Consider the following 16828-nt stretch of genomic DNA (forward strand, 5'->3'; position numbering starts at 1 on the left):
GGTAAGCCGAACCGTACGGGCACAACTTTTTTGGCTGGGAATGGTATAGGAACGCAAATGGTCAGGCCAGCAGGCTTGCACCTTGTGGTGCACCCGCCGCTGGTATAGCGGCTCACTTTACTCCTTTTCTGTATGGAATTAAAACCAAAACTCCTTCGCGGTCTTGCGCTGGGAACCGTTGTGCTAAGCATGGCTGCTCCCCACGCTAAGGCCCAAACGGCTGACCGCAAAACTGCGTTAAGCGCCAACATTGGTCTGTTGCAATACAATGGCAACATGGGCACCGACTTCTGGAATCGCTCCGGCGTTGACCTGGAAGTAGGCGGCGGCGGGGCCATTACCCGTTACCTCTCGCCCTCCTTCGATGTGGCCTTGCTCGGGTATTACGAGACGTATAAATTCAGCAGCCAGAAGCGCGCCGGCGACAATTTTGAAGCCCGTGTTGGCATGGTCGATTTGGGCTTAAAGCTGAAGCTCAATAACGGCAAGATTATGAAGGAGGACGGCTTCCTGCAGCCCTACCTGATGGGCGGCGGCGGCATGTTCCTGTCGAACACGTCCGGCCGAGCCAATGGCCAGAATTTCGGCGTCAATCAGATTCGTCGGCCCGAAGTGTTCGGCCTGGCTGGCCTGCGCTTCCGCCTCAGCGAAGCCGTAGCCCTGGACCTGACCATCAGCCAGCACTATCCCTTCACCGAGCGCGTGGATAACCTCTACGGCCCAACCAACCCTGCCGATAAGCTGTACGACCGTTTCCTGCTGAGTCAGGCCGGCATTACGGTGGCTTTGGGCAAGATGAAGGACGAGGACAAGGACGGCGTGTCGGACAAAAAGGATAAGTGCCCCGGCACCCCGGCCGGCGTAGCAGTTGACCCGAACGGCTGCCCGCTCGACAAAGACGGCGACGGCGTACCCGACTACCAGGATAAGTGCCCCGACGTGAAAGGCGTAGCTGCCCTGCAAGGTTGCCCCGACAAAGACGGCGACGGCATCACCGATGCTGAAGACAAGTGCCCCGACGTGGCCGGTATTGCTGCCCTGCAAGGCTGCCCCGACGCTGACGGCGACGGTGTAACCGACCTGAGCGACAAGTGCCCCGGCACCCCGGCTGGTGTGAAGGTTGACGCCAATGGTTGCCCGCTCGACCGCGACGGCGACGGTGTGCCCGACTACCAGGACCGCTGCCCCGACCGTGCCGGCCCCGCCAGCAACAAAGGCTGCCCCGAGATTAAGGCCGAAACCAAGAAGCGCCTACAGGAGGCTACGAAGTTCATCAACTTTGAATTCAACAAGGCCGTGTTGCTGCCTAGCTCGTACCCAACCCTGAAGGACCTGGCTGCCATCATGGCCGAGTATCCCGACTACACGATGAGTATTGCCGGCCACACCGATAGCAAAGGCGCCGACGATTACAACCTGCGGCTGTCTTATGACCGTGCTGCTTCGGCCCGCACCTATATGCTGAGCCAGAGCGTGCCTGCCGACCGCATTGAGTCGCGTGGTTACGGCGAAACTAAGCCGATTGCCGACAACACTAAGACTACTGGCCAAGCCATGAACCGTCGCGTCGAATTCGACCTTTACCTCACCGGTGAGCCCAACTCGGCTGAAGTGAAGTATGGCCCGGCTCCGACCATCACGGAACTGCAGAAGACTCCTGCAGGCCGGCCCACCGCCGGTAAGGCACCCGTGAAAAAGGCTCCTGCCAAGAAGGCCCCGAAGCGTCGGAAGAAGTAAGCCGAAGGCTGAATGATTGAAAAAAGGCCTGCTCGATTAGAGCGGGCCTTTTTTTGTGCGCCAGGCTGGCGGCATCGGTTACTTCACCGCGTACGTAAGGGCCAAGTAATACAGCCCGCCTACGCTCGGTCCGCCGAGGTAGCTCGCGTAGTATCTGTTCAGCACGTTGCTGGCTCCCAGCTTAAAGCGCAGGTTGGACGCGGGCGCGGTGTAGCTGAGTTGGGCATCGAGGGGGTGGTAGGCGGGCACGGTGCCATTCACCAGGAAGGTCTGGGAATAGTAGCCCTGCTGCCAGCGGTAGTTGAGGCCGAACCCGAAGTTGTGGCAGGCGTTTTCGTTGCTCAGACTCAGGTTGTAAGCCCAGCGCGGGGTGTTGAAGCCGTCTTCTAAGCCGTCGCCGTTGTCGGTGCGGGCCAGGCGCGTGTAAGTAGTGTTGGCTCCGGCGAGGTAGCCGTGAGCCAGCTCATAGCGTATTCCGGCCGAGCCGCCGTAGTTCTGCACCTGGCTCTGCGAGTTGGTCCAGAGGCGGTAGCGGGCCTGAGTAGGGTTGGGGCTGCTGAGGGTGGTATTGTTGAGGGCCGTAGCCACGGCATTGAGGCTGGCATCGGGCGGCAGGGGCGCGCCGCCACCGCTTTGCACAGGCACGTAGGCTTCCACCTGCGCAATGAAGTCGCGGTAGGAATTATAGTAAAGGTCAAAGTCGAGCAGCAGGCGGCCACCAGAACCCAAAGAGGCCTTATAGCCGGCCTCCAGTGAGCGGATGTGCTCGGGCTGCAGGTACGTGTAGGGATTCTTCACCAGCAGCTGCTGGTTGGCGGCAATGGCTTGGGTGCGGGTCTGGCTGAGCGCGCCGTTGATGCCGGCCGTGACGGCTGCGTTGAAGCGGTCGATGCTGCTGCGTAGGTAGCTGTTCTCAAACACGCCATCCGACATCACCCGCAGCCCACCAATGCGCTTCACCTGCCCGCTGTTTACGTTCGAAAACCCCTCAAACAAACTCGGGAAGCGGTAGCCGCTTTGGTAGCTGAGGCGGAAGTTGTGGCGCGGGGTGGGCGACAGCACCGCCGTAAAGCGCGGATTGAACTTCAGGTCGAAATAGTCATTTTTATCGGCCCGGAGCGTGGTGGTGAGGCGTAGCTTTTCACCGAAAAACCGCCCGCCAATTTGCACGAAACCGCCCGTTTTGGAATACGTCAAGTTATCGTGCAGCGGGTCCTGGCCGGGGTTGGGGTTGATGAAATAGTTGCCATCGGGCGTCACGATATAGGTGCGGGAATCGGTGCCGGCCAGCAGGTCGAGGTTAGCCGGCAGGGCGCTGCCATTGCGCCGGAGGGCTTCGGCCAGGTTCACCTGGGCCTCGGCGTGGGCCAAGCTGGCTCGCACCCGCAGGGCCGCACCCACGTCCCAGTTGTTGATGTCCTGCAACTGGCCCAGGCGTTGGCGGAAAGCATCGGTGCCGGGCTGCAAACGGCCCCCGTCGGCGGCTGCGCGGGCAGCAGCCAGCGCCTGTGGCACATTCTGGCCACCAGCAGTGGCAGTGTTCCAAGCCATCGTGAAATTGTTGTACCACTGTGTATCAGGCTTGTAGCTGCGATCTAGGTTTTCGCCCATCGAGCGCAGGTTATAACTCTGGCCCGTATTCTCCTGCGTGAAGTAAGCGCGGGCCTGCACCACGGGCGTCGTCAGGGTGAGGGCGTGCTGCTGCAACAGGTATTTTTGCAGCTGGAAGCGGTTCGAGCGCTGGTACACGTTGTCGAAAGTGGCCACGCGGTACGTGTAGGCCAGCTCAGTGGCGGGCCGGAAGCGGTAGTGCAGGGCCACGTCGCCCTTCAGGGTGCGCAGGTTGTAGTCGACCAAGTCGCGCTCGTCGTAACCGGTGCGGGCCACCGAGTAGCTTTTGGCCCCCAGCGTGAGGTTGCGGCGGTCCGGCGATTCGTTACCGTAGCTGTTCACCGCGTCGCGGGCGGGGTTATCGACCCCGTACAGGCCGGTGCTGGCGTTGCCATTGGGGTTAATGTCAGTTTGGTCGTTCGCCACCCAATCGTAGCCGCGCAGGTAGCTGCCGTTTACCTTGAAAGCAAACTTCGGGCTCAGCGCCCTGGCGTAGCGCAGGGTGGTTTCGGAGAAGACTTTAGCGCTGCTGAACGGGTCGGCTACGTGGTTGATGCCGGTTTTCTGCTGCCCGCTCAGCCCCTGCGAATCGAACGGGTTGCGGGTGCGGAAACTGGCTAGCCCGTTGATGGCGTTCAACCCGTAGAGGGCGGCGGCCGTGCCTGGCACAATTTCCACCGACATGATATCTAGGTCTGTTGGCCCCAGGATGTTGCCAATGGGCCCGCCAATGTGCGGAGCCTGGTTGTCTACGCCATCCACGAGCTGGGCGAAGCGCACGTTGGTGGTATTGGCAAAGCCTCGCGCGTTAATGACCTTGAACGACAGACTGGGCGTAATTACCTGCACCCCTTTGAGGTGCTCAATGGCATCGAAAAACGACGGTGCGGGCGAAAGCCGAATGGCCCGGGCGTTAAGCTTTTCCACCGTCACCGGCGACTGCAAAAAGCTTTCCTCGACGCGTGAAGCCGATACCACGACTTCTTCCAAGCCGATTTTTCTACGGGTGGTATCGGCTGGGGCGAGTGTTTGGGCCTGGGCGACGTAGGCCGGCAGCCCTGAGGCAGCAAACACTACTTGCCGGGCAAAATTGGGTAAGCGTAAAGGCATACAGATGGCATCGTTATATTTGCAAAGATATAACGATGTCCACCGGCCAGTGTTATTCCTGTAGCTGCTTGGTCTCGCTGGCCATGAATGCCTGAAAACGAGCCTGTAAAGCCTGAAACGCGATAATGGCTTCCTGCCCCGCCTCGGTTACAACGGCTCCACCGCCCTTGGTGCCGCCGGTTTGGGTGCTTACCAAAGGCGCAGCGGCCTGCGCATTCATCGAGCTAACCAGGTCCCAGGCGCGTTTGTACGACATGCCCATGGCCTGCGCTGCCTTCGAGATAGAGCCCAGCTCGGCAATGCGTTCCAACAATTCCAGCCGGCCAATGCCCAGGAAGCGGCCCTCGTCGGTTTCGAGCCACAGGCGGCCGTTGAGGCGGTAGGTTTTGGCAGGTTGGAGCAGGGATTTCATGGAATTGATGTTAGCGTAGAGACGCATATTTGCGTTTCATCATCGCACGACTTGCACACTCCGGTTGCACAACGGGCGGGCTCAGCCGGTACCAGTTTTCGAGGAAGGAAAGCTGGGGGAAGCGGTAAAACGTGACGTTCAGCTCCAGGGTGCGGAAGTGCTGACTGTAGTATTCGAACCACAGCCACATGGGCCTCTTCTCGGGGTAGAAACGCCCGCGCCAGTGGCGGTAGTGGTAACCGGAGCAGCCAACGTGAAAATCAGTCATACCCCGAATTAACGCCACTCCCTGTGCCCGGGTTAAGGCCGGGCTTTCAGGAGTTCCTGCATCTGGCGGGCATTTTCAACCCCTACCGCCCCAATGCCATTGTTGAAGTACAGGTACACCTCCCGCACATTCTTGGCGGCTTCAATCTCGGCGGCCACCCGGGCCAGAAACTCGGGGCTGTACGAAGATTTATACAGCTCCGGCACGCCGTGGAAGCGGTAGTAGACCACGTCGGTATTGGCCACTACTTCATCGGGCAGCTCCAGGGGCGGCGGGTAGCTCTGGCCCACAAAGGCAACGTGCTGGCGGGCCAGCGTGCGCTGCACCTCGCCGTCCCACCAACTAGGGTGGCGGAATTCGACTACGTTCTGGAAAGCCGTGTCAAGGCTGTCGAGCAGGCGCTGCAGCAGCTCATCGGTATACGCCGCCTTGGGCGGGAGTTGGAAAAGCACGGGGCCAACCTTTTCCTTCAAGCCCTCGGCCACGGTGCCGTAGAAGTCGGCCAGAATGGGCTGCGCCTCCGCATTAAATTTCTTGTAGTGCGTCACCTGCCGGGGCGCTTTCACGGCAAACCAAAAATCGACGGGGCTCTGCGCATACCAGGTTTCGAAGGCCTTCAAAGTCGGCATTCGGTAGAAGGTCACGTTCAGCTCGAGGGTGTTGAACTGCGTGCAGTAGTATGCGAACCACTTGCGTTGTGGTAGGCCTTCGGGGTAAAACAAGCCCTTCCAGTCGCGGAAGGAGAAGCCGGAACAGCCGATGTAGTAGGAGGAAGCCATACGGAATTGCGGGTAATTACTACCTGATACTACGTATGGGCTATATCGGCGGCCAAAGGATGGCTACTGCTTCAGTAGTTTCTGGCGCAGCACCTGGCCGCTGGGCAGCGCTACGGCCAGCTGGTACAAGCCGGCCGGCCAGCCAGCGGTGGCTAGCTGCAGGCGGCCATCGGGGGTGGCCTGTGCGGGGGCAGCCAGGCGGCGGCCCAGGGCGTCGCGCACCGTCAGCGCGTCGGGCGCCAGGCGTTGGCCGGCATCGAGCTGCAGCAGGTCGGTGGCGGGGTTGGGCAGCACGAGCAGCTGCGGCGCGGCTGGTGGCTGCACGGCACCGCGCGTAGGCAGCAGCGTGGCCAGCCGGTAGCGGCGCAGGAAGCGCCAGGCCTCGCGGCTGGCGCTGATGTCCTGGTTTGTGACGCCATTGGGGTAGGCCGTGCCCGGCCAGGTGTGCCCTCCGCCGATGATGCGGAAATGCTCGACCACGCTGCCGTTGCGGCCGCCGGCCCACACGCTACGTTCGGCTGTGCTGCCGTCGGCGGTGTTGATGTTGGGCACGGGCGTAATGGTGGGCGTGGGGTTGCAGCCGTTGCGCTGCACCCAGCTGTCGAGCAGCGTCGGAATAGCCACAAACTGCACCACCGAGCCCCCGGTGTAGGGCACGGTAAAATCGGCAGTGCCATGAATTTCAAGCACTGGCACCGGCCGGCCGCTGGTGCAGCCCGCCAGGCGGCTGGCCGTCATGCTGCCCGTGACCGACGCAATGGCTGCTACGCGGTTGCCCAGCTGGCAGGCCAGCTCGTAGCTCATGAAGCCGCCATTGCTCATGCCAGTGCTGTACACGCGGTTCAAGTCGACGCGGTAGCGGCGGGCCAGCGTGTCGAGGAGGGTCGAAATAAACGCCACGTCGTCGACGCCCGTGCCGCGCGGCCCGAAGGTGTTCCAGAAGCGGTAGCCGTTGCCGTCGACGGTGCCGTTGGGGTGCACCACCAGGAAGTTAGCCGTGTCGGCAATTGGGCGGAAGTCGCCGTAGTTTTCCTGCTCCTGATTATTGGAGGTGTAGCCGTGCAGGTTGAGCAGCAGCGGCACCGCGCCAGTGGTGCGCGTGTAGATGGCCGGTACATACAAGCGGTACTCGCGAACAAGGCCGCCGGCCTGCATTGTGCGGATGATGGTGGTTTGAGCGCGCAGTGTGGCTGGCGCGACTACTAGCAGCAACGCCAGTAGGCCGAACAGGCGGGTAAGAGTGTTTTTCATAGTGAAGAAAGGAAGGAAAGAACGAGCATTAAAGGCCACCTGCAGACCAGTGAGGTCACTTAGGCTAACGGTAGTGCCGCACAAAGATGGCACCGGGAAGGTTCCCGAAAAGCTACAACAGCAGTGTTGCATGCAGCCGTAGGCCAGTAGCGGCGTCGTTGCTACCTTGCAGGCACGCTGGTTTGGCGTGCTGTGCCGCTTCGTCTATTTCTTCTCGCTTGTCGCGTATGAAAAAACTTTTGCTTTCCGCCACCTTCATGCTGAGCACCGCCGCCATGGCCCAAGCCCAGGATTTTAAGTACCAGGCCCCGCCCCAGGCCATTCAGGACCTGCTGCTGGCCCCGCCCACGCCGCGCGTCAGCCTAGCTTCGGATGGCCGCACCATGGCGCTGCTGGCCGTGCAGGATTTTCCCACTGTGGCCGAGCTTGCGCAGCCTGAGCTGCGCCTGGCCGGCCTGCGCTTCAACCCGCGCACCAACGGCCCCAGCCGTGTGAGCTACGCCGTCGGCATTAAGCTGAAAAAGCTGCCCAACGGCCCCGAAACCGAAGTAAAGGGCCTTCCGACCGCCGCCCGCATCAGCGGCGTGAGCTGGTCGCCCGACAATAAAACCATGGCCTTCGCCCTCACCACGCCCGGCTCGGGTACCGACGGCCGCGTGGAGCTGTGGGTGGCCGACGTGGCCACCGCCACTGCCCGCCGCCTGCTGGCCCAACCGCTGAACGACGCCTTCGGCAACTCCTTCGAGTGGGTATCGGACAGCCAGACGCTGCTGGCCCGGGTAGTGCCGGCCGGCCGTGGTGCAGCGCCGGCCGCCGATGCGGCCCCCACTGGTCCCACCTTGCAGGAGAGTGGCGGCGGCAAAAAATCGGGTGCCCGCACCTACCAGGATTTGCTTAAAAACCCTGCCGATGAGCGGCAATTCGACTATTACGCGACTTCACAATTGATGAAAGTGAAGCTGGCCGATGGCAGCGCCCAGCCCATGGGGCAGCCCGGCATCATCCAGACGGCCTCGCCCTCGCCCGATGGCAAGTACGTGCTGCTGCGCACCCGTCACCGGCCGTATTCCTACCTGCTGCCCATCAGCAGCTTCCCGCAGCGCATCGACGTGGTCGATTTGGCTACCGGCGCGCCGGTGAAAACCGTAGCCGACCTGCCGCTGGCCGACAACGTGCCCACCAACTTTGATGCGGTGGCCACCGGCCCGCGCGGCCACTCCTGGCGCTCCGACGTGCCGGCCACGATTTACTACGCGGAGGCGCAGGACGGCGGCGACCCCAAAACCAAAGCCGACATTCGGGACAAAGTGTACCTGCTGGCCGCGCCCTTCGCCAGCGCGCCGCAGGAGCTGGCTGCCCTGCCCATGCGCTTCGGCGGTATCACCTGGGGCAACGATAAGCTGGCACTGGCCGGCGGCTACCGTTGGGCCGACCGCCACGAAACCACCTGGCAGCTGAACCCCAGCGCGCCCACCCAGCCGCTGAGCGTGCTGTTCGATGGTTCCTCGCAGGATACCTACAAGAACCCCGGCACGCCCTACGAGCACCGCAACGCCCAGGGCAAATACGTGCTCCTGACGGGCGGCCCTACCGGCCACAGCATCTACCTGCTGGGCCAGGGCGCTTCGCCTGAAGGCGACCGCCCGTTTGTGGACGAAACCGACCTGAGCACCAAGAAAACCACCCGCTGGTGGCGTTCCGAAGCTCCGGCCTACGAAATCCCGGTGGCCATTATCGACGCCAGCGGCAAGCACCGCGAGCTGCTTACCCGCCGCGAGTCGCTGACGGAGAACCCTAACTACTACCTGCGCGATGCCAGCAAAAAGGCCAAGCCGGTAGCTATAACGCACTTTGGCAACCCCTACGCGGCCTTCGGCGGCAGCTTCAAGAAGCAGGTGCTGCACTACAAGCGCGCCGATGGCGTCGACCTGAGCGCCGACCTCTACCTGCCCGTCAACTACAAGAAGACCGATGGCCCGCTGCCCACGCTGATGGAGGCGTACCCCGTCGAGTTCAAGGATAAAAACAACGCGGGGCAGGTGAGCGGCTCGCCCTTTACGTTCACCCGCCTGAGCTGGGCTTCGCCCGTGTATTGGGTGACGCAGGGCTACGCCGTGCTGGCCAACGCCAGCATTCCGATTGTAGGTGAGGGCAACAAGGAGCCCAACGACACCTACACCGAGCAGTTGGTAAGCAGCGCCAAAGCGGCTATTGACGAGGGCGCCCGCCTGGGCGTGGTCGACCCCGCCCGCGTGGGCGTGATGGGCCACAGCTACGGCGCGTTCATGACGGCCAACCTGCTCTCGCACTCCAACCTGTTCAAGGCTGGCATTGCGCGCAGCGGCGCCTACAACCGCACCCTCACGCCCTTCGGCTTCCAGGGCGAGGAGCGCACGTTCTGGCAGGCGCCGGAGGTGTACAACGCCATGTCGCCCTTCAACTACGCCGATAAAATGAAGACGCCCCTACTGCTCATTCACGGCGAGGCCGACAATAATTCCGGCACCTTCCCCATCCAGACCGAGCGCTACTTTTCCGCTCTCAAAGGCCAGGGCGCTACCGCCCGCTACGTGGTGCTGCCCGCCGAATCCCACGGCTATGCTGCCCGCGAAAACCTGCTCCATATGCTCTGGGAGATGGATTCGTGGCTGAATAAGTACGTGAAGGCTCCGGCACCGCAGCAGGCAAACTAAAGCGGTTTTCTTCGAATTCGACCAATAAAAAAGCCCAGCACTGCCTTATGGTAGCCCGGGCTTTTTTTATTGGCAAGCCGGTTAGTTGTTAACGTGGCTTGTTTATGCATGCTCGCGTTTTGGCATGGCTGCTGTATTTCTGGTCGTAAGTGGCGCCACTGTTCGCCAACCTGGCCAATACCGGGGTACTCTGGGCCGGTACGGCTTCGCCCGGTGCAGCACTGGCAATCGCCACCACGGGCTGGCCTTGCAGGTCGACTTCCGCCAAAATAGCATTGACCATTACCTCGTAGCGAGCGGCTAACCCTTGGCGACTGTTGGCAATATCCAAGTGCAACGCCGTTCGCTGAAGCGCTGCGTGTACCTCCTGGTTGCGCAAGCAGGACAGTTGCTGGTAGGGCATGCTTCATTGATTATGTAACCGGTGGGCACGATGGCATCGCAAAAGCCAGGTCTCGTGTCCTATAGCCAATGCTGCGAAAACACTCCATTTTCTGGACGATGGTCCGTAAACCGGAGAGTCTCCGCAAATTATGGTTTGACACATTGCTGATAGTCAATTGTTTAATTGAAATTTTGCTCTCGGCACAGCAATGGTATAGGCTCTTGCGTCACCATGTAGAATGAGTGACCTCGCTCTGCCCGCTACGGTTCTTATGCAGTGATAGGGGCCCTAAACCCCAGCCTTTTATCCACATTATTCTCCTTTTGCCGCCATGCTGCAACTCTCCCAAACCACCGTCAACAACGCTACGCAGTGGCTGGCCCTACACGAATCCGTTGCTTTGGTCGAAGCTGGAAGCCTGAGGCAGTTGCACGAGCGCCACCTTGCCCAGCACGGGACTGAATTCATGGCCCGCGTGTACCAGGCAACCATAGAGCAATTGCTGGAAAACGCCTATGACCTGCAGCGTCTGGAGCTATGCAATGTTTTTCGCCGGGTTATGAGCGATGCCATCGACGCACACTTTACAACCCTCGACCTAGCCGATTTCTCGCTCAGCCTGAGCCTGGCCAATAATGCCAAAGAGTGGCTGACCTTCATGCACTGCATGTCGCTGGCCAAAAAAATCTCCTTTCATAAAGTCCACACCGGATTCCTGTTCACGTACGGCGACGACTTTATGGTTCAGGTCTACCACCAGACGTTCGCCCTGACGCAGCACCCTGGAGCACTGAGTGAGCCCCAGGCTTCGCTCTCTACCCTGCAGCAGGTGCTGGACCAAGCAGTGGCAAACACCGCGTATAAAGCCGCTGCTTAGCGGCCACTGATGCTGTGGATTGCGGCTTCAATGCGGGTCGTGATTTGTCGATTTCTACGGGCTTAGGCCAGTATACATTTTAAGTAGTCACCCTATTTAAATTGTTTTATATGAATCGATTTATTGCGCAACTACTTGGAGACATTGCCATTGCCAGCCAATCGCCCTTGCACGGAATGGCCTGCCGCGGCATCGGGATGGCTACTTTTCTGGGAGTGCTGGGTGCTGGCGCCAGTATGCCTGCCGCGGCCCAGGTTCTAAGAAACAGCGGCGCATACATGCTGGTGCAGTCGGGCGCAAACCTGGTGGTAAAAGGCTCGATGTCCAATGCGGGAGGCAGCACGCTTAGCAATGCCGGCACCATGCTGCTGACCGGGGATTTTATTAACGCGGGGGCACTTACCTCGTCCGGATGGATGGTGTTTGGCGGCGCCGTCGACCAAACCCTGGTTCCCGGCGGGTACAGCCTGACCCAGCTGGAGGTGCGCAACACGGGCAGCGCCGGCAACAACCGTGTGCTGATGCCCATTGACGTTACCATCACCGGCCAGCTGCTGCTTACCCAGGGCGGGGTGCGCACCGGGTCCACCGCTTTTCTGCTGCTGCCTATGGGAGCCACTATTCTGGGCGAAACTACGGGCCGGTACGTGCAAGGCAACCTGCGCGTGGTCCGCAACCCGGTAAGTGGGGTAATAGACTTCGGCAACGGGGTAACGCTCGATGCCATGAGCACGCCGCTGGGCGAGGTAACCGCCACCCGGACTGCTGGCCTGAACACGGCCGGCCTCAGCTACGTTGCCAGCCCAAACGGAGGGACAGCCAAGAGCATTGACCGCATCTGGACCATTGCTGCCACCCAGGCCCCCGCAGCAGGCACTCTCCTGACCTTGTCGTGGCTGGCCGACGACAATAACGGCCTGACCGATTTCACCCAGACGCAAGTGTGGCAGCAGCAGCCGGGAACGGCCTGGCTGGCCACTGCGGCACCGGTATCGGCTGTCACCCGCAGCATCACCACCGCCGTCAATTCGTTCTCGCGCTTTACCGTGAGCAACCGCGCCAACCCCCTGCCCGTCGAGCTAAGCTATTTTGCGGCCGAGCGGCAGGGCTCCGCGGCCCGGCTGCGCTGGAGCACGGCCATGGAAAAAAACAACGACCGGTTTGAAGTGGAAAGCAGCACCGACGGAAGCGGGTTCCAGCGAATTGCCACGGTGGCTGCGCGCGGCACCAGCGGCCAGGGCGCGGCATACGAAGCCACTGACCCCAACATCGCCCGCTACGGGGCCAGCCTGGTGTATTACCGGCTGCGCCAGGTAGACCGCAACGGCACCGAATCCTTCTCCCCCGTTCGCGTCATAACGGCAACCCTGTTCGCAGCCCTGCGCCTGCAGGCGTACCCAAATCCGTTCGCCGAAGCGGTGATGCTGGCCCTCGATGCTCCGGAAGCCGGCACAGCCAACCTGATGCTGCGCGATGGCCTGGGCCGAACCGTGTGGCAGCAAACCGCAGTGCTGGCCCGCGGGGCCAACACGTTTGCGCTGGTTCCCGCGGCCCCACTGCCCGCGGGCGTGTACCTGCTCACCGTGGCGCAGGGCGCACAACAGCAGCGCCTTACCCTCACGCGCCAATAGCTGCCTTCTGCTTCGCGTGGCCCGGCTACCCCAGGCAGGCTCTCATTGCTTTTTTCGGTTATCTTCGGAGGTCCATCACGGCTTGCTCATTACTTCTTTCTGCACTATCATGAAAAAGCTGTTCCTGCTATTCCTGCTGACTATTAACACCAGCGCAGGCCTGTTGATGGCCCAAAGCGTGGGCATCAACGCCACGGGTGCCTTGCCCGACCCGAAGGCGATGCTCGACGTCTCGTCGACTTCCAGCGGCCTGCTCATTCCGCGCATGACCACCGCCCAGCGCGATGCTATTCCATCGCCGCCAGTCGGCTTGCAGGTGTTCAATACCACCACCAACATGCTGAATTTGTACAAGGCGGGCCAGTGGGAAGCGGTTGCGCTGACCGCGCCTACCACCAACCTCGTCCACGTGTATTCGATGGCCGATTTGCCCGCTCCGGCAGGCAATGCCATCACGCTGGATGCCAGCAAAATGTACGTGTTTTCGGGCATCGTCAATATTTCCCCGAACTACCTGAACCTGAACGGCGCCAACCTACGGGGCACCGACCCAAGCAAAGACGGGGTGCTGTCGATGGTGAGCGGGGCAGTGCTGCGCAGCACCGGCGTGTCGGTATTTATGGAAAACCTGGTGGTGCTGCCGGCCAGCGGTAGCACCAAAGCCTACGACTTTGCCGACGCCACAGGTACCAAATTCTGCAACCTGTTTTCGGGCTGCTCGGTGGTGGAGATTGGGGTGCCGAGCCTGGGCGTGGGAACTATTAGCGGGTTCCAGGCCATCACCATTACCTTAAACTACTGGAACTGCCAGGACGGCCTCAAGGTGGCGGGCAACGTGGGCAAGTTCTGCTCTGCCACCAACTTCGTTGTCGGCATCGCCGGCGGGGGGGCGGGCATCGAGTTCATGCCCAGCCTGGTCATCAACGACATCGATTTGTCGAACAACTACTTCATCTACCCAGGTCAGACCGGGGTGAAGGTAAACGTCGGCGCGACCATCGACCGGGGCCGCATGACCACCAATATGTTTCGGGGCGTGGGCACCTACATCAGCGGGTTCGATTCCTATACCCCGGCCTGGGAAATGCGTCAGAATACGTACATCCCCAACACCCGGGCACTGGGCTCGGTGTACCTGAACAGCAACACGGCCCCCACGGCGCTACCCGTGCCGAATACTTTCTACAAAATAGCCGGCGCCACCACCACAGCAAAGGAGCAGCGCTTTGCAGCAAGCGCCAACCGGCTCACTTACACCGGCAAGGAAGGCATTACGGCCAAAGTATTAATCGTGATGGGCGCAAAATCACCAATAATCAACGGCGACTTTTCCATTGCCATTGCCAAAAACGGCGTGGTGATTCCCTTCCCGAACGGCTCGATGGCGGCGGCTTCCAACAACCAGAGCTTTCAGGTGACGCTGACCACCGAACTAGACTTGGCGACTGGCGACTACCTGGAAGCATTTGTGCGGACCAACAACATCTCCTCCTCATCGCTGGTGGTGGAGGAGCTGCAATTTCGGGTTACCGATTAGCACCGCTGCGCGTGGCACATGCCCTACTACCCCAGCAGCTACCGGCATAGGGGCCGCATCGTTCAGCCCGCCGGTGGTGCAGGCATGCTTCTATTTCCCGTCGTTTTATAGCCTTCATCACAGTCCGTTTATCCGCTTTTTTACCCGAAGGCGATGCTCGACGTCTCGTCGACTGCCAGCGGCCTGCTTATTCCGCGCATGACCACGGCCCAGCGCGATGCCATTACCGTTTCCACAATCGGCCTGCAGGTCTTCAACATCACCACGAATACCGTGGACGTCTTTCGCGGCGTCAGCTGCGGAGCTACGGGGCTCAGCAGCCCCAACAATTCGGTCGTGAACGTAAATTCGCTGGCGGACCTGCCCGTGCCGTCGGGCAACGCAATTATCCTGATTTCGGGGAAAATCTACTCCTTTTCGGACGGCAAGTGTTGTGAACGGCGCTACTCTACGTAGTTGGCGAAGACGCAATAGCTATTTATGAACCCCATAATTGATAAAATTGCCTGGCTGCACCTGCACGACGGCCAAGTCCTGAGTACCCGCAGCCACGGCAAGGACCGCTACTACTTCCCCGGCGGCAAGCGCGAGGCCGGCGAGACTGATGCCGAAACCTTACTGCGCGAAATTGAGGAAGAGTTGACCGTAGCCCTCGACCCAGCCAGCCTGCAGTATGTCGGCACCTTCGAAGCGCCGGCCCACGGCCACCCGGCCGGCGTGCTGGTGCGCATGACGTGCTACTACGCCCGCTACACCGGCACGCTACAACCGGCCGCCGAAATAGCAGAAGTGCTGTGGCTAACGTACCGCCACCGGGCGCAGGTGTCGGCCGTCGACCAGCTGATTTTTGATTGGTTGCAGGAGCAGGGAATGCTGGCCGAGTAGGGCAGGGGAGTATGCCAGGCCGCAACTTAATCAGGGAGCAGAAGTAAGAACAGCAGCTGCCTTGCCATCAGGCGTCTTCGGCTGGCCCAATCCCCCGCTTCAATATGATGACGAATACATACGGCCTGCTGCTGGCGGGCCTGGGCCTGCTGGCTGCCTGCGGTGGCCCTAGCAACCAAGAAAAGCAGGAAGCTGCTGCCAGCACGCCGGCTCGCACCGTGGAAACCCCCACTGCTGACTCGGTGCACCTGCCCGCACCTTACGCCACCAAGTCCGTCACCAACCGCGTCAGCATCGAGCCCTGGCCCGCGGGCAAAACGCCGGTAGCGCCCGCCGGTTTCAGCGTAACGGAGTACGCAGGCAACTTCGACAGCCCCCGCTGGCTGTACGTGCTGCCCAATGGCGACGTGCTGGTGGCCGAAGCCAGCACCATCCCGACGGGCCTCCTGCTTAAAGTGGCTGCCGAACTCAAGCTCGACAAATCCCACTCGTTGCGCGACCACAGCGCCAACCGCATCACGCTGCTGCGCGACACCAACCACGACGGCCAGCCCGACCTGCGCACCACCTTTCTTGCCAAAAGCCTCAGCCAGCCGTTTGGCATGCTGGTGCTGGGCAACAATTTTTACGTGGCCAACACCGATGGTGTGCTGCGCTTCCCTTACCAGCCCGGCGCTACCAAAATCACGGGCGAGGGCCAGCGCATCCTCGACTTGCCCAAGGGCGGCTACAACAACCACTGGACGCGCAACCTGCTGGCCAACGCCGCCGGCACCAAACTCTACGTCACGGTAGGCTCGGGCTCGAACGTGCAGGAACACGGGGCCGAAAACGAAGTGCGCCGCGCCAATATTCTCGAAATCAACCCCGATGGCACCGGCGAGAAGGTGTATGCCAGCGGCTTGCGTAACCCTATCGGCTTGCAGTGGCAGCCCGGCACTGGCAAGCTCTGGGCCGTGGTGAACGAGCGCGACGAGTTGGGCGATGAGCTGGTGCCCGATTACTTCACCAGCGTGCAGGAAGGTGGTTTCTACGGCTGGCCTTACTCGTACTTTGGCCAGAACGAAGAGCCCCGCCGCAAAAACGAGCGGCCCGACCTGGTTAAGAAAGCCCTGGTGCCCGACGTGCCCCTTGGCGCCCACGCGGCGGCGCTGGGCCTCACGTTCTACGATAAAACCGCTTTTCCGCCCAGGTACCACAACGGGGCGTTCATCGGCGAGCACGGCTCCTGGAACCGGACACAGTATGCGGGCTACAAGGTGGTGTTTGTGCCCTTCGCCAACGGCAAGCCCGGCAAGCCGGAGGATTTTCTCACCGGGTTTCTGGCCGGTGGTGGTTCGAACGATGCCTACGGCCGCCCCGTGGGCGTGGCTACGCTGCCCGATGGCTCGCTGCTGGTGGCCGACGACGCCGGCGACAAGCTCTGGCGCGTGAGTGCACGCTAGAGCAGCCGCTGGGTTGCGGCGATGAGGACAATAGCACCGGTTCATTCCCTGCCGCAGTAACGTGCTCTCGACTGTTATCCAACACGGCATTCCTGGTTTTCGCAAGGACTGGCAATAACCTTGCAGGTTGCTACGAGGTATGGGTAGTGCGCATGCCAGCGCAGCTGTGTCCGGTGAAATCTTTTGGAAATCAATTGAGGAAGGGAC

The 16828-nt window shown here is 61.1% G+C and carries 14 protein-coding genes; 8 read left to right on the forward strand and 6 right to left on the reverse strand.

The features are described 5' to 3' along the window. Positions 1–189: 189 nt before the first annotated feature. Positions 190–1737, forward strand: coding sequence for an OmpA family protein (locus ABD837_RS08245; RefSeq protein WP_345052739.1), 1548 nt, complete (start codon positions 190–192; stop codon positions 1735–1737). Between the two features lie 78 nt (positions 1738–1815). On the opposite strand, the gene ABD837_RS08250 is transcribed toward ABD837_RS08245, so the two are convergent. From ABD837_RS08250 to ABD837_RS08270, 5 genes are all read right to left on the reverse strand, one after another. Beyond that, entirely contained in the window at positions 1816–4458 is a 2643-nt protein-coding gene (locus tag ABD837_RS08250) for a TonB-dependent receptor (RefSeq protein ID WP_345052745.1), read from the reverse strand. A 52-nt stretch (positions 4459–4510) separates the two neighbouring features. Next, positions 4511–4870, reverse strand: a complete 360-nt coding sequence (locus ABD837_RS08255) for a winged helix-turn-helix domain-containing protein (RefSeq protein ID WP_345052751.1) — start codon at positions 4868–4870, stop codon at positions 4511–4513. A gap of 10 nt (positions 4871–4880) precedes the next feature. After that, positions 4881–5138 (reverse strand): DUF72 domain-containing protein, encoded by a 258-nt coding sequence (locus ABD837_RS08260; RefSeq protein WP_345052755.1) that lies wholly within the window; start codon positions 5136–5138, stop codon positions 4881–4883. 32 nt (positions 5139–5170) lie between these two features. After that, complete coding sequence (locus ABD837_RS08265; protein ID WP_345052761.1) at positions 5171–5917, reverse strand: DUF72 domain-containing protein; 747 nt, start codon at positions 5915–5917, stop codon at positions 5171–5173. A gap of 63 nt (positions 5918–5980) precedes the next feature. Then, on the reverse strand, positions 5981–7168 hold the full coding sequence (locus ABD837_RS08270; protein ID WP_345052766.1) for an extracellular catalytic domain type 1 short-chain-length polyhydroxyalkanoate depolymerase: 1188 nt from the start codon (positions 7166–7168) through the stop codon (positions 5981–5983). 227 nt (positions 7169–7395) lie between these two features. On the opposite strand from ABD837_RS08270, the gene ABD837_RS08275 reads away from it, so the two are divergent. Continuing rightward, positions 7396–9861 carry a prolyl oligopeptidase family serine peptidase gene (locus ABD837_RS08275; protein WP_345052769.1) on the forward strand — a complete coding sequence of 822 codons (2466 nt, stop codon included), beginning with the start codon at positions 7396–7398 and terminating at the stop codon, positions 9859–9861. Positions 9862–9949: 88 nt separating this feature from the next. Here ABD837_RS08275 and ABD837_RS08280 read toward each other — a convergent pair whose 3' ends face one another. Continuing rightward, on the reverse strand, positions 9950–10264 hold the full coding sequence (locus ABD837_RS08280) for a hypothetical protein (protein ID WP_345052772.1): 315 nt from the start codon (positions 10262–10264) through the stop codon (positions 9950–9952). Between the two features lie 313 nt (positions 10265–10577). Here ABD837_RS08280 and ABD837_RS08285 point away from each other — a divergent pair, with 313 nt between their 5' ends. From ABD837_RS08285 to ABD837_RS08310, 6 genes are all read left to right on the forward strand, one after another. Next, positions 10578–11123 (forward strand): hypothetical protein, encoded by a 546-nt coding sequence (locus ABD837_RS08285; protein ID WP_345052775.1) that lies wholly within the window; start codon positions 10578–10580, stop codon positions 11121–11123. 110 nt (positions 11124–11233) lie between these two features. Next, positions 11234–12754, forward strand: a complete 1521-nt coding sequence (locus ABD837_RS08290) for a T9SS type A sorting domain-containing protein (RefSeq protein WP_345052778.1) — start codon at positions 11234–11236, stop codon at positions 12752–12754. Positions 12755–12863: 109 nt separating this feature from the next. Continuing rightward, positions 12864–14291, forward strand: a complete 1428-nt coding sequence (locus ABD837_RS08295) for a hypothetical protein (protein ID WP_345052780.1) — start codon at positions 12864–12866, stop codon at positions 14289–14291. A 153-nt stretch (positions 14292–14444) separates the two neighbouring features. Then, positions 14445–14747: a hypothetical protein gene (locus ABD837_RS08300; RefSeq protein WP_345052783.1), complete on the forward strand. Its 303-nt coding sequence runs from the start codon at positions 14445–14447 to the stop codon at positions 14745–14747. 24 nt (positions 14748–14771) lie between these two features. Continuing rightward, positions 14772–15176 (forward strand): NUDIX hydrolase, encoded by a 405-nt coding sequence (locus ABD837_RS08305; protein WP_345052787.1) that lies wholly within the window; start codon positions 14772–14774, stop codon positions 15174–15176. Positions 15177–15283: 107 nt separating this feature from the next. Next, positions 15284–16621: a PQQ-dependent sugar dehydrogenase gene (locus tag ABD837_RS08310; protein ID WP_345052863.1), complete on the forward strand. Its 1338-nt coding sequence runs from the start codon at positions 15284–15286 to the stop codon at positions 16619–16621. Positions 16622–16828: the final 207 nt, after the last annotated feature.

Source organism: Hymenobacter glaciei (assembly GCF_039539585.1).
Classification (GTDB): domain Bacteria; phylum Bacteroidota; class Bacteroidia; order Cytophagales; family Hymenobacteraceae; genus Hymenobacter; species Hymenobacter glaciei.

Coding starts and splice junctions, on each gene's coding strand:
- ABD837_RS08245 (WP_345052739.1), top strand. CDS start 190: ATGGCTGCTCCCCACGCTAAGGCCCAAACGGCTGACCGCAAAACTGCG.
- ABD837_RS08250 (WP_345052745.1), bottom strand. CDS start 4,458: ATGCCTTTACGCTTACCCAATTTTGCCCGGCAAGTAGTGTTTGCTGCC.
- ABD837_RS08255 (WP_345052751.1), bottom strand. CDS start 4,870: ATGAAATCCCTGCTCCAACCTGCCAAAACCTACCGCCTCAACGGCCGC.
- ABD837_RS08260 (WP_345052755.1), bottom strand. CDS start 5,138: ATGACTGATTTTCACGTTGGCTGCTCCGGTTACCACTACCGCCACTGG.
- ABD837_RS08265 (WP_345052761.1), bottom strand. CDS start 5,917: ATGGCTTCCTCCTACTACATCGGCTGTTCCGGCTTCTCCTTCCGCGAC.
- ABD837_RS08270 (WP_345052766.1), bottom strand. CDS start 7,168: ATGAAAAACACTCTTACCCGCCTGTTCGGCCTACTGGCGTTGCTGCTA.
- ABD837_RS08275 (WP_345052769.1), top strand. CDS start 7,396: ATGAAAAAACTTTTGCTTTCCGCCACCTTCATGCTGAGCACCGCCGCC.
- ABD837_RS08280 (WP_345052772.1), bottom strand. CDS start 10,264: ATGCCCTACCAGCAACTGTCCTGCTTGCGCAACCAGGAGGTACACGCA.
- ABD837_RS08285 (WP_345052775.1), top strand. CDS start 10,578: ATGCTGCAACTCTCCCAAACCACCGTCAACAACGCTACGCAGTGGCTG.
- ABD837_RS08290 (WP_345052778.1), top strand. CDS start 11,234: ATGAATCGATTTATTGCGCAACTACTTGGAGACATTGCCATTGCCAGC.
- ABD837_RS08295 (WP_345052780.1), top strand. CDS start 12,864: ATGAAAAAGCTGTTCCTGCTATTCCTGCTGACTATTAACACCAGCGCA.
- ABD837_RS08300 (WP_345052783.1), top strand. CDS start 14,445: ATGCTCGACGTCTCGTCGACTGCCAGCGGCCTGCTTATTCCGCGCATG.
- ABD837_RS08305 (WP_345052787.1), top strand. CDS start 14,772: ATGAACCCCATAATTGATAAAATTGCCTGGCTGCACCTGCACGACGGC.
- ABD837_RS08310 (WP_345052863.1), top strand. CDS start 15,284: ATGACGAATACATACGGCCTGCTGCTGGCGGGCCTGGGCCTGCTGGCT.